Source organism: Flavobacterium niveum (assembly GCF_055231775.1).
The window spans coordinates 37,222-49,598 of the sequence record NZ_JBUYSX010000007.1; the positions used below are offsets into that span (position 1 = coordinate 37,222).

Annotated in this window: 17 protein-coding genes; 8 read left to right on the plus strand and 9 right to left on the minus strand. The window is 42.5% G+C overall.

All coding sequences use genetic code 11. The features are described from left to right. Positions 1-83 precede the first annotated feature (83 nt). Complete coding sequence (locus ACZIX4_RS16625) at positions 84-635, plus strand: M15 family metallopeptidase (protein WP_463336771.1); 552 nt, start codon at positions 84-86, stop codon at positions 633-635. Between the two features lie 260 nt (positions 636-895). Here ACZIX4_RS16625 and ACZIX4_RS16630 read toward each other — a convergent pair whose 3' ends face one another. Continuing rightward, complete coding sequence (locus ACZIX4_RS16630; RefSeq protein ID WP_463336772.1) at positions 896-1,558, minus strand: ABC transporter ATP-binding protein; 663 nt, start codon at positions 1,556-1,558, stop codon at positions 896-898. Positions 1,559-1,880: 322 nt separating this feature from the next. Here ACZIX4_RS16630 and msrA point away from each other — a divergent pair, with 322 nt between their 5' ends. Further along, positions 1,881-2,432, plus strand: coding sequence for a peptide-methionine (S)-S-oxide reductase MsrA (gene msrA / locus ACZIX4_RS16635; protein ID WP_463337102.1), 552 nt, complete (start codon positions 1,881-1,883; stop codon positions 2,430-2,432). A 154-nt stretch (positions 2,433-2,586) separates the two neighbouring features. Here msrA and ACZIX4_RS16640 read toward each other — a convergent pair whose 3' ends face one another. The 4 genes from ACZIX4_RS16640 to ACZIX4_RS16655 form a co-directional block, all read right to left on the minus strand. Then, positions 2,587-2,904, minus strand: coding sequence for a DUF6787 family protein (locus tag ACZIX4_RS16640; RefSeq protein WP_463336773.1), 318 nt, complete (start codon positions 2,902-2,904; stop codon positions 2,587-2,589). Between the two features lie 31 nt (positions 2,905-2,935). Continuing rightward, on the minus strand, positions 2,936-3,415 hold the full coding sequence (locus ACZIX4_RS16645) for a DUF6146 family protein (protein ID WP_463336774.1): 480 nt from the start codon (positions 3,413-3,415) through the stop codon (positions 2,936-2,938). 102 nt (positions 3,416-3,517) lie between these two features. After that, entirely contained in the window at positions 3,518-3,919 is a 402-nt protein-coding gene (locus ACZIX4_RS16650) for a hypothetical protein (protein WP_463336775.1), read from the minus strand. Between the two features lie 346 nt (positions 3,920-4,265). Next, a complete protein-coding gene (locus ACZIX4_RS16655) occupies positions 4,266-4,439 on the minus strand; it encodes a hypothetical protein (protein WP_463336776.1) in 174 nt (57 codons plus the stop codon). Between the two features lie 282 nt (positions 4,440-4,721). Here ACZIX4_RS16655 and ACZIX4_RS16660 point away from each other — a divergent pair, with 282 nt between their 5' ends. Continuing rightward, positions 4,722-5,411, plus strand: a complete 690-nt coding sequence (locus ACZIX4_RS16660) for a hypothetical protein (protein WP_463336777.1) — start codon at positions 4,722-4,724, stop codon at positions 5,409-5,411. Here the strand turns inward: ACZIX4_RS16660 and ACZIX4_RS16665 are convergent, their stop codons facing one another. Together ACZIX4_RS16665 and ACZIX4_RS16670 are read right to left on the minus strand one after the other, a co-directional pair. Next, a complete protein-coding gene (locus ACZIX4_RS16665; protein ID WP_463336778.1) occupies positions 5,412-5,942 on the minus strand; it encodes an N-acetyltransferase family protein in 531 nt (176 codons plus the stop codon). A 1-nt stretch (position 5,943) separates the two neighbouring features. Continuing rightward, positions 5,944-6,309, minus strand: coding sequence for a VOC family protein (locus ACZIX4_RS16670; RefSeq protein ID WP_463336779.1), 366 nt, complete (start codon positions 6,307-6,309; stop codon positions 5,944-5,946). Between the two features lie 133 nt (positions 6,310-6,442). Between ACZIX4_RS16670 and fabG the strand changes: the two genes are divergently transcribed. The 5 genes from fabG to ACZIX4_RS16695 all read left to right on the plus strand — a co-directional run bounded on the left by fabG (position 6,443) and on the right by ACZIX4_RS16695 (position 11,243). Continuing rightward, entirely contained in the window at positions 6,443-7,192 is a 750-nt protein-coding gene (fabG, locus tag ACZIX4_RS16675) for a 3-oxoacyl-[acyl-carrier-protein] reductase (protein WP_463336780.1), read from the plus strand. 33 nt (positions 7,193-7,225) lie between these two features. Continuing rightward, positions 7,226-9,253: a hypothetical protein gene (locus ACZIX4_RS16680; protein ID WP_463336781.1), complete on the plus strand. Its 2,028-nt coding sequence runs from the start codon at positions 7,226-7,228 to the stop codon at positions 9,251-9,253. Between the two features lie 80 nt (positions 9,254-9,333). Beyond that, positions 9,334-9,762: an META domain-containing protein gene (locus tag ACZIX4_RS16685; RefSeq protein WP_463336782.1), complete on the plus strand. Its 429-nt coding sequence runs from the start codon at positions 9,334-9,336 to the stop codon at positions 9,760-9,762. 102 nt (positions 9,763-9,864) lie between these two features. Continuing rightward, entirely contained in the window at positions 9,865-10,380 is a 516-nt protein-coding gene (locus ACZIX4_RS16690; protein WP_463336783.1) for a hypothetical protein, read from the plus strand. Continuing rightward, positions 10,377-11,243, plus strand: a complete 867-nt coding sequence (locus ACZIX4_RS16695) for a hypothetical protein (protein WP_463336784.1) — start codon at positions 10,377-10,379, stop codon at positions 11,241-11,243. Before ACZIX4_RS16690 ends, ACZIX4_RS16695 begins: the two co-directional genes overlap by 4 nt. A gap of 332 nt (positions 11,244-11,575) precedes the next feature. Here ACZIX4_RS16695 and ACZIX4_RS16700 read toward each other — a convergent pair whose 3' ends face one another. Both ACZIX4_RS16700 and ACZIX4_RS16705 read right to left on the minus strand, forming a co-directional pair. Further along, the gene (locus ACZIX4_RS16700) at positions 11,576-11,821 is read right to left on the minus strand and encodes a hypothetical protein (RefSeq protein ID WP_463336785.1); all 246 of its coding nucleotides are present in this window, start codon (positions 11,819-11,821) and stop codon (positions 11,576-11,578) included. 144 nt (positions 11,822-11,965) lie between these two features. Continuing rightward, positions 11,966-12,364 carry a glyoxalase gene (locus ACZIX4_RS16705; protein WP_463336786.1) on the minus strand — a complete coding sequence of 133 codons (399 nt, stop codon included), beginning with the start codon at positions 12,362-12,364 and terminating at the stop codon, positions 11,966-11,968. Positions 12,365-12,377: the final 13 nt, after the last annotated feature.

A 12,377-nucleotide genomic window follows, 5' to 3' on the forward strand; every position in this document is an offset into this window, starting at 1 on the left:
CTAATTTGGTAAACGTTAATTCAGGGCTAATTTATTTACCATGAATTGTTTAATTTTATTACGTAACCAAACAATTTAGCAATATGGATTCAGTTACTATCGAGCGTATTAAGTTCTTACATCCCAAAATCAGGCAGGAAGTTTTGGATATGTATACCCATGTAAATAACAAACTATTTGGTAAAGGCGTGCGCCTGCGTTTTGCTTATACGCTAAGGACAAATAAGGAGCAGGACGACCTGTATGCCCAGGGACGTACCAAGCTGTATGATAACAATGGCAAAAGGCTTGGTAAAGTTACTAATGCCAAAGGAGGGCAGTCCATACACAATTACGGCCTGGCCTTTGACATAGTGCTGCTCCTGGATAAGGATGGCAATGGTACTTTTGAGAGTGCGAGCTGGGACATTAAGGCTGATAACGACAAAGACAAAAAATCAGACTGGATGGAAGCTACAGACTACTTTAAAAGCTTCGGCTGGGAATGGGGCGGTGACTGGAACAGCTTTAAGGATTACCCGCACTTCCAGAAAGATTTTGGGTTTACCTGGCAGGCACTTAAAGCCAAGGTAGATTCCGGCGATACCACTACCGAAGTGATAGATGGTAAAACCTACAAATGGGTGAAGATTTAAGGATTAAAAACGGCATACGGGAGGCATCTGATACAGGTGCCTTTTTTATTTCCCTTACCTAATAATCCAAATATTTGAGCAGTGAATATTTTTTACCACGAGGGTCACAAAGTTTTTCACCAAGTCCACTAAACCATGAATTGATTAAAAGCGATACTTCTATGGACACAAAGGCTTTCCTTTGGAAAGCGAAAAGGCCACAGGTTCTTGATGATTTTACATCAGAGTGAAGCTCAATCAGAATTCTGAAATCTTTAATCTTAAATCAGGATTTTCCCGTCGCTCATCACCAACTTGCGGTCGGCCATATTTGCCAGTTCCTCGTTGTGGGTAACAATTACAAAGGTTTGCCCCATTTCATCGCGTAGCTGGAAGAATAGTTTATGCAGGTTTTCTGCTGAAACGGTATCCAGGTTGCCCGATGGTTCATCGGCAAAAATTACGGCAGGCTTGTTAATTAGCGAACGCGCCACGGCCACACGCTGCTGTTCACCACCCGAAAGCGCTCCGGGCTTGTGGTCTATACGGTGGCTAAGGCCAAGGTAATCCAGCAGTTTTTTTGCTTCGGCTTCGGTTTCGCCTTTAGGTTTACCGGCTATGTAAGCGGGTATGCATACGTTTTCAAGCGCAGTAAATTCAGGCAGCAGCTGGTGGAACTGGAAGATAAAGCCCAGCTCCCTGTTGCGGAATTTAGACAACGCCTTGTCTTTCAGTTGCAATACATCCTGTCCGTTAATAATAAGCGAAGAACCGTTTTCGGTATCGGGCTTATCCAGCGTACCCAGTATTTGCAGCAGGGTGGTTTTACCCGCACCCGATGCACCTACTATAGATACAATTTCGCCTTTGGTTATGGTAAGGTCTACACCTTTTAGTACGTGTAGCGCATCATAATATTTGTGGATGTTCTTCGCTTCAATCATTATATTAAGACTGGTTTCTTTTTCAGCAGTTGTATAATAGTTATACAACTGTTACATAGACACGCAAAGAAACAAACTATTTATGTCAAAATAAACCCTTTTGGCACAATATTTCGTATATAGAAATGTATCTATATGTTAAACGCCGCCCTCATCTTGGGCGTAAACCGTAACTTTACAAGAAAGGAGCACTATGAAAAAAGCTGCGCTTATATTACTGGCCCTTGTGGGCATTTCCTGCCAGGGAAACAGCAACCCGCTGGAGGGTTTTAAATACGAAAAGCAAAAGGATAATAAATTAGCAAACAAAGGAGACACAACAATGGATGACAAAAAAACGGAAACTGCCATTTTTGCAGGCGGTTGCTTTTGGTGTACCGAAGCTTTTTTTACCGAACTGAAAGGTGTGGAAAAAGTGGTTTCGGGTTATATAGGCGGTACTGTGCCAAACCCTACCTACAAAGAGGTGTGCAGCGGCTATACCGGCCACGCCGAAGCGATACAAATAACCTACAATCCTGCCGAGATAGCGTACGAAGACCTGCTTGAGGTGTTTTTTGCCACACACGACCCTACTACCATTAACCGCCAGGGGAATGATGTGGGTACGCAATACCGTAGTGAGATTTTTTATACTACTGAAGAACAAAAGGCTGCCGCCGAAAACTTTATAAAGTTGCTTACCGAGCAGGACATCTTTGGGAAAAAGATTGTGACTAAAGTTACCAAAGCAAGCGTATTTTATCCTGCGGAAGACTACCACCAGGATTACTATGCACAAAACCCGGACCAGCCGTATTGCAGCATGGTTATAGCACCAAAGCTGGATAAGCTGAAAAAGAATTACAAATCGAAGCTTAAAAAGCAGGAGTAATCTTTTAGGGTGATTCGGTTATATGGTGATTCGTTAATTCGGTTGCTACGTAATATAAAATTCAAAAGGAACAGCATTAGCCCTTTAGTATGGTGTAAGCTGTTCCTTTTTTATGGAAGTTATCCTGATTTTTATTTCTGAAAGTAAGGTTGTGCTACTTTTCTTCGTCTTTTGGCACAATGAAGCCAAGGCCCAGGCTGCGCAGCATCTTCTTTTCAAATGCCCAGAAGAATTTAAACTGGCCTGATATGAACCCGAAAAACATTAGCAATACCTGGTAAGCCGGAAAAATAATAATGATGTACAACGGGTAGTATGCCCAGGCTGACCAGGTGTCTTTAGTAATGCCCAGGGCAGCCAGTATGGGTTTAGATATGTAAGACGATGTAGAACCTGTAACGGCAAATACAATAAAAATAACCACCAGCTGGTAGTTATGTTTTAATCCCCATCGTTGTTTAAATTTTTCCATTTGTGGTACTAACGCCGCAAATATATTGTATTTAGTCGCGCGGTACAAGCCCCCCGAGCGTTTGGTTGTTATTTATTTGGAAATAGACCAAATAATTATACAAAAGGTAATTTACTTCATAGCCGTATTTTGTGTGGGCATCATAATCTATACGCATCAGGTACATATCGCCATAGCGTTGCGGTTGCAGTACACGGTTGTTCCATTCGATAACCCATTGCAGGTTTCGGGCGCGCATAAAAGGTTCCCCGTAAAAGCCACGAGGCTTGGCACGGGTATTCAGCCAGTTGTTAAAGCCCGGGTCTATAATAATCACCTCATATTCCAGCGAGTCGTTTGCTATGCGCACGGTGTCGCTTTTCTGGGGCGCGGCATTGCTGGCTACCTGTGCGGTTTCGTTACCCTTAATGTCGGCGGCGGGTATATTTTTTACGGTAGTGGTATTATTGGTACGGCAACCCGGCAGTACGAGCAAGGCCAAGCCGAAAATGGTTAGAATAAAAGCTTTCATAGTTTTTGTTTTAAATTTACAAAATAAAAAAAGGCAACCCTTTCTTATATAAGGATTACCTTTTTATGTAAATGGTTGGGGGCTAACCCAATTATTTTTAACTTATGCGGTGGGATTCGCAGAAGCCTCAGTTTTAGAGTGGATTTTATCCGCTATTTCAGTACCTTTTTGTACTGCTTCGTCAAATTTTTTCCCGGCGCTTTCTTTAAGGCTGGCGTATTTGTCTTTAATTTTTCCGCCGAGTTCCTCAGCTTTTTCGGTAATTCCGTCAAGGTAACCTTTACGCTTCAGGATGATTGCTGTGATTGCTAGGGCTGCAACTCCCGCTGCAACGCCTATTATTACTTTCTTGTTACTCATAATTATTGATTTTTTATTTCTTACTTCTTTTTTAAACTGTTTCATCGATTTGCTGCTGTACCTGTTTGGGCTGGTACCGGCATGGTCGGCATGGTGGTTAAAATCCCTTGGGGTATTTTTCGGATAATTGCTTTGCGTTTCCATGATTATTAGCTTTTATGGTTATTATTTGTCACTTCTGTACCATAAAGTTACCCAATGGAAACAAGGTGCTGTATTAACGAAGTCTTAAAAAGGGCAAGGCGGTATAAAGTTTAACCTTTTGTTGGGTTAAACTGCTGTATTTTAAAAAGATAATGTTAAAAATGGTGATGGTTATTCGGGATTCCATGTCGACGATAGGAGACATCTCAAAGATAGTGTAGAGATTTCTCGGCTTCATTGCATTTCGCTCGAAATGGAACGAGTGACGGGAATGTACCAAACAAAAAAAGCACCCTGAAAAGAGTGCTTTATACGTTACATATATTCGGTGTTTAAGCTGATGGCATTATACAAACAGAGGGTATTCTTCTTCGTCGTAGATGTCTTCCCTTTCTTCGTCCAATTCATCCTCGGTAAAGAAACCGAAGATTTTTACCAGCCCAAATCCGGCAACGGCAGCAAGGAAAAATTTCAGCAGTTTCATGTCGTCACTTTTTATTGGGTTGTTATTATTTTTCATGAGTCAGTCGTTTTTTATAATTGATGATTGATTTTTTTCTTGACGTAAAATTACTGCTCACATTCATAAAAAACACTATCCTTTAATAAAATTTTAGTAATCAAAACGTAAATTTGTAATGAAATCCTCTTTGAATGTAACAAAACGCCGAAGCGTTACAATGCGTGCATAATTTTTTAACGTTTTATAAATATTTGAGTACTTATATTGGCTTTTTTCTTACAATAAATGTTTTTTTTCGGACGGTGAAAAAAGCTATTTTAGCCTATGAAAACCACAGCCATGAAAAAACTACTGCTATTTGTTGTTACCCTACTATTTTTAGCCTGTTCAGATAAGAAAGAAGCGGCGCCTGCAGCGCCAAAAACAGCACCGGATGACATTACCCTTACAGAACTTAAACACGCTTTAGGGGAAACGTTTTTTATAATAGAAACGAACCGTATGGAAGAGTTGCATGGGCTGCCTTTCCAAAAGATTGCCCCGGACAGCAGCGGCTCGGTTGTAATAAAAGCGGATAACGGGAAAATTATTCAATTTAAAAAGTATGTAAACCCAGAAGACGAAACCGAAGGCTACAGCTATGTTTTACTTGGCCTGGAGCCAAAGAGCGGCCTCTATTGTGTGGAGAAAGAACTTTGGGAGGACCAGAAGTATTTCCTGGTGCGTAAGGCAAACGGTAAGCAATATGAGATAGCAAACGAACCTATAATCAGCACTGACGGTAAATGGCTGTTTGTAAAGCAAAACAATTGTTTCCGTATGTTTGATGATTGCCCAACAGGTTTTATGGTATATTCCCTGGGAAGGGGAAAGGTTGAATTATTTTGCGAAGCAAAGCTTAGCAATTATTATGTAGACCGTGGTGGCTTTCAGGTAAACGGGAAACTGGCAGTTTGCCTGAAAGCGATAGACGGTAAAGATGAAAAAGAATATTATTTTGAAATAAGCCCTAAGGGCGGGTTCAGGTAGTTACCTCAGGTATTTTACCATGGTTATTTTATCAACGGGCGTACCTTCCCTGAAGAAATCCTTTATAACCCCGCACTCCTCAAACCCGGATTTTTTGTAGAGTTTTATCCCTGCAATGTTATTGGCATACACCTCAAGCCAGATGATGCTGAGCAGGCTGTTTTGCACAGCCCATTCCATAGCCGTTTCCATAAGCAGTGTGCCTACTTTTTTGCCCTGCCAGTCCCACGCCACACCCATGCCCAGCATGGCGGTATGTGCCAGTTTTTGGCGGGCGCTTCCGCTGAGGTCCAGGTTGCCTATAAGCGCGCCGTTACATTCCGCAACAAAAAGTACGCTGTTGGCAGGTTTTAAAAAACGGTCTATCCATTCCTCTTCCTGCTTTACCGTATTGGTATACTCGTGCACGTATATCGGTATGGAGGTAGTGCCGTTAATGTAGCCTTTTTTCAGTGCTATAAGGGCAGCGGCATCGTTAAGCGTGGCATGGCGTACCGTTACAGTGCTATCGGTAGTAAAATCGGCCGGCACGTTACGGCAGCTTAAAATCAGGATTGTATATCAGCCCAATGACATTTCCCCAGGCATCTTTAACTGAAGCCGCCACAATATCGCCACCTACATTTTGAGGGGCTTCGTGTTCTGTGGCACCAAGGTCTATAAAGCGTTTGTATGCCGCTTCTATATCTTCCACACCCCAGTAGGTAACAACATTGTCGCCCGTTACGGCTTCGTCGGGCATCAGGCCAAGCTCATACCCCGCAATGTTGAAGCCAACATAAAACGGCTCGTCAAAATACGGTGCGGTTTCAAAAGCTTTGGTGTACCATGCCTTTGCGGCTTCAATGTCGGATACTTTATAGCCTACGGTGCGCAGGCCCAGGATTTTTGTACTCATGTTTTAAGGATTGATGTTTGCGTTATGCTACAAATATAGCAGATTAGTTGTGCCAAATAACCCGGTATGGGTAGCGTACCCCAAAACATTTATTATATTTGTGGCTTTGTAAAAATAAAACAAACATTATTTTATGAAATTACTTGAAGGAAAAACGGCTATCATTACCGGCGCCAGCCGTGGCATAGGCCGTGGTATAGCGCTGTCATTTGCACAGCAGGGCGCTAATGTGGCTTTTACCTACAGCGCGTCTGTAGAGGCTGCACAGGCACTTGAGGCAGAGCTTGCCACATTCGGCATTAAGGCCAAAGGCTACCAGAGCGATGCAGCCGATTTTAACCAGGCACAACAGCTTGTGGATGATGTAGTGGCAGAATTTGGTACGGTAGACATCCTTATAAACAATGCGGGTATTACTAAAGACAACCTGCTGATGCGTATATCTGAAGCAGATTTTGATAAAGTGATTGAGGTAAACCTTAAGTCGGTTTTCAACATGACCAAAGCCGTACAGCGCCCTATGCTGAAACAGCGTAAAGGCTCTATCATCAACATGAGTTCGGTGGTAGGCGTGCAGGGTAACGCAGGCCAGAGCAACTATGCCGCTTCTAAAGCCGGTATGCTGGGCTTTACAAAATCGATAGCGCTTGAGCTTGGTTCGCGTAACATCCGTTGCAATGCCATAGCCCCGGGCTTCATAGAAACGGAAATGACTGCCAAGCTTGACGAAAACATCGTTAAGGGCTGGGCCGATGCGATTCCGCTGAAGCGTGGTGGTACAACGGAAGATGTGGCTAATGCCTGTGTTTTCCTTGCCAGCGACATGTCTGCTTACATCACCGGACAAACACTTAACGTGGATGGCGGTATGATTACTGCATAAACAATAAATTTTTAAAATAAGCGATATTACTAAATGACTGCAACAACGGTATTACTACTTATTGTGGCTGCACTGGCAGCATTTGGATTATCGTTTTACCAATACCTTTTCGGGGCTAAAAAGAAGAGTGCTACACTTTTCTTTTTAGCCTTTTTGCGTTTCGTAACGCTGTTTGCCGTGTTTGTGCTGCTCATAAACCCCGTGGTAAGCCATAAAGACCTGCAAATTGCCAAAACCCCGCTACCGGTACTGCTGGATAATTCGCAGTCGGTAAAAGAACTGGGGCAGGACAGTATTGCAAGGCTTTTGGCAGAAAAAATATCGGGAAATAAACAGCTGAAGGACAAATACGATGTGCAGCTGTACACTTTTGACGATGCCTTTGAAACCGGTAAAGTACCTGATTTTAAAGGAAAACAAACGCACATAGACCAGGCGGCGCAAAACCTGCAGCAGCTGTACCGCAATGCTACCTATCCGGTAGTGCTGCTGAGCGACGGTAACCAGACGCTGGGCAACGATTATATATACAGTTTTAAAGACAATACTACAGTATATCCGTTAGTACTGGGCGATACCACTACTTTTACCGACCTTAGGGTAGGGCAGGTAAACGTAAACAAATACGCATTCCTGAAGAATAAATTCCCTGCGGAGGTGTTCTTGCAGTACAACGGCAATAAGGCCGTAAATGCTACCTTCAGCATTATGCAGGGCAACAGCACACTGCACAAGCAAACGGTGGCTTTCTCTCCCGATAAAAAGGCACAGGTAGTAAATGTATTGCTGAATGCCGAAAAAGTAGGCGTGCAGACTTACAAGGCCGTGCTTACTTCTGCGGAAGCGGAAAAGAATAAATACAACAACGTAAAGAATTTTGCTGTTGAGGTGATAGACCAGCGCAGTGAAATAGCCCTTGTGGCTGCGGTGAACCACCCGGACCTTGGCGCTATAAAACGCGCTATAGAAACCAACCAGCAGCGTAAGGTAACCATACTAAAACCATCGGAGGTGAAATCACTGGGCGATTATAACCTGCTGATTTTATACCAGCCTGATGCGTCGTTCCGCCAGCTTTTGGAACAGAATAAAAGTGCCGGGCTTAATACTTTTACCATTACCGGTAACAGTACCGATTTTAACCTGCTGAACCAAAACCAGGGTTTGGTTAACTTCCGGATGAGTGGCCAGCGCGAAGATTACCTTGCCGATTACAACAGCCAGTTTGGCCTGTTCTCGCAGGAGGATATCGGCTTTGCCAACTTCCCGCCGCTACAGCACCCGTTTGGTACCATTACGGTAAAGGAGGATGCTTCGGTACTGCTGTCGTCACGCATACGCAATGTGGCTACGGGCAGCCCGCTTATGGTATTCAGTGAAAATGGTGCCAAGCGTTCGGCTATGCTGTTTGGTGAAAACATCTGGAAGTGGCGTATGGAGTACCATATTACCAACAAAACGTTTGATGGTTTCGACATTTTCTTGGATAAGACAGTGCAGTTCCTTACCACAAATTCTAAACGTAAGTCGCTTGTGGTAAACCATGAAAGTTTTTACAACAGCGGAGAGGCCATTACTATTTCTGCGGAGTATTTTAATAAAAACTATGAGTTCGACGAAAATGCACGCCTTACGCTTTCGCTGAAAAATAAAAAGACCGGGGCTGCCAAAAGCTACGACTTCCTGAAAGGCAGTAGCGAGTATAAGGTAAACCTTGATGGGCTTGGGGCAGGTCAGTATAGCTTTACGGTTAAGGAAGCGGCTTCTAACACCAGCTATGCAGGTTCGTTTGAAGTGCTGGATTTCGAGATTGAGAAGCAGTTTGTAAACCCCGACCTGGCACGTATGAAACAGGTGGCACAAAACACCAATGGCTCTGTATACTATCCTGCCACCGCAGATGCGCTTGTAAAATCATTATTGGATAACGATACCTACAAGGCTACACAGAAAGAAGTGATTAAAAAATCACCGCTTATAGACTGGGTGTGGCTGCTGGTTATTGTAGCGTTTTCACTGGCTATAGAATGGTTTACAAGGAAGTACAACGGGTTGTTGTAAGTATTAAAGTAATCCTAATTAACAGGAAAGCCTTTTCAACATTGCTTACATTTGAAGTAAATAATATAAGCAACTACATCATGAAAAAGCTATTTACCTTACTGGGCATTACACTGTTTTCTATTACCATATCCTCTTGCGGCAGCGCTAAAACCGATACCAATCTTGATGCGCTTACTGCGGGGAACTGGGAACTGGAAACCATTAAAGGAAAAGCTGCCGGTGAAGCCGGTTTTGCCAATGCATTGCCTGTAGCTAATTTCAGCACCGACCTTAAGATAACTGGTAATAACGGCTGTAACCGTTACGGTGGTTCGTATAACCTTAACGATGAGGGCGGTATCAACATCAGCCAGGTAATCAGTACCAAGATGTTTTGCCCCGGCGATGGCGAAAAACTGTATATGGATGCCCTGAACAATGTTAACGTTGCAAAAATAGACCACGACAAACTGGTACTATTTAAAGACACAGAAGAGTTGCTGGTTTTTAAGCACGTAACCAAATAAATTTCATTTGACTGAAAAAAATATCACGTACCGGGTTTTTGCCCGGTATTTTTTATGGATATCATTTTGCACATTCAACCTTTTTTGTATGTTTGGCGCAAGATGAAGCGTTTTATAACCATAGTAGCATTATTAATCCCGGTGCTTGCGGTAGCAGTGCTGGCGTATTCTGTTGTGCCGGGGCTTTCACGCATCCCGTACGTAGGGGCGGCTGTGAAACATGCCAAGCGGAAAGCCGGGGTAGTAGTATTGTTTAAAAGTGAAAAAGGGCTTTCGGAAAGGCCCATATTCTACAGGTATTATGCCGATGGAAAATGGCAAACCGGTGAAAAGTTACAGGACGGGCTTTTCGAATCGTACAGTAAAACTGGTAACTACGGTGCCTTAAAACATTGCCGGTTAGACGGTGTTATAAGCATGCGCCTGTATTTTGATGTCGCAGAAAGGCACAAAAAAGATATTAAAGGCAGCAGGGAATTTATGTTGCTCAAAAAACATTTTATACAATCGCACAGTAATAATAAAGTGCCTGATTCTGTTGAATTTTCATTTTATACGCCGCCTACTACTACAAATAAGCAGGGAAAATTATTGCTAACTGTTAAAGATACACCATGAAAAAGTGGATTAATTCATTTTTAGACGGGTATCAGTACCTGATAGAACATTATAGCTTTCCCGACCGCAGTGTAGCCTTGTTCAGGAAATTGGTATATGTAATATTAGCTTTAAAAATGCTGTTCCTGTGGCCTGAGCTTGACGCTTTTTACAATTTTATAACGTTATTTAAAGGCAGGGTACCATATTCCCTAAAAATATTATATGTACAACCCATAAGCAATTACTACAGCTTGTTCTGGCTTTTAATGTGTGCTGTTATCTGTGCGGGTATCGTAACAAAAAGGCGTATATGGCTGTCGGTTATAATATTTGCTTTTAGCTACATCTATTTTAAGATAATAACCATAACATCTAATAACGGCGATACGCTTATCCATTATTTTACTTTCATGCTTATTTTCATAAGGGAAGGAGCCGAAAGGGGTACTGTAAGGCAAATGGTTAACAATGTTTTGCTCATTGCTATGCAGGTGTCATTCTGCCTGGTGTATTTTGTAAATGGTGCCGGAAAAGTGATACTGCCTTTCTGGAGGGATGGATCTTTTATGGCGCGAGTATGGGTATTTCCGTATTATGCGCAGCAGCGGCTTATACCGGATTGGTTTTCAAATCACCGGGTGGCATTAATTATGGGGTGGGGAGTTATGCTTTTTGAAATAGGTTTTGCCCTACTGATATGGTTCAGGCTGTTTAAAAAGTGGCTGTTTATTATAGGTATACTTTTCCATTTGGGCATCGCCCTGTTTTTGTCACTGCCTGATTTTGGCGCCAGTATGATTATTGCTTACCTGCTGTATACCGATGTAGATATTGTAAAGGAAGTAAGGCAATTAAGGCAGCGTGTATTGACCCATCAATAATCTCTTATATTTTTCTCGCAAAGTCGCAGAGACGCAAAGCTAATATTGACAATCCTAATTTAGATGAAGAGATTAATAAGACACAAAGCATTTGCGCCTTAATTAATTATCCTAATGCGATACTAACTTTGCGAGATACTCTTTAAAACTTAAATAAATAAAGGAGCCGGCGAAAAGCCGGCTGATTTCAGAGAATAGTAAAAAATCAGTGTGTATGTTCCCTTTTGTCCGAGATCCTGAGACCGGTGGCATTTTTCGTTCGGCTCCTGAGTAGTTGTATGCTTTTAGGAATGATGAAAAAGTTAGAATAAAGCCCGGGATTTACCAGGTCTTTACCAGGTCTTTACAATGTTGCTTCCGTCCCTGGCCGGTGTCACACGTTTGTTCACCAGGTGGCTTTCGTGGTCAGGGTGTCGGTTACTTGTACTCATTGCCACTTTAGGGAATGAAGCAAGTTCTGCGGGATTAACAATTGCTGGGTCATCATAGGGTAAATCAAATTTACCGGATGTATGGCTCATTTCTTGGTTACCGCCCAAATCATCCAGACCGGTACGGAAGGTAGTTGTTGTTGCCATTACAAATTGTTGTTTTACATAGTAAAGTTACGATGTTTTATTAAATTAACAATGAATTATCTTAAAAAATATTAATTTACTAAAACGATGTAAAAGTTACACTTATTGAAAATACCACAATTTACTGGCATTACAGCCCGTTTATTATGCCTGCACAAGGATTTGCACCTGGTCTTTAAGGCGCTCTATAAGCAGGTTCATCATACGTTTATTAAGGTTTGATGAGTTGGTTATGTACTCTTTATACTCTTCAAGGGTAAACATGCCTATAACCATCCCCTTAAGCGCATTACGGAACTTTATATCGCGGTGTATGGCGTTTTCTATGTACTGCAGCTTCTTTTCGGTATTCAGGGTAAAGAACTGCCCTTTCTGTTTTACGGCATAGTTAACAAAGGCTTCGGCAAGCACTTCATTTTGCAGTTTTAATACCGGGCGCAGGGTTTTATTTTGGAACGTTTCTTCAGCAGAGGCCTGTGGGTGTAGTGTGGCTCCTTCAATTACGGGCCTAAGGGACAGCAGGCCTTCGTCTCGTGTGTTCATGGTCTCGTTTTTC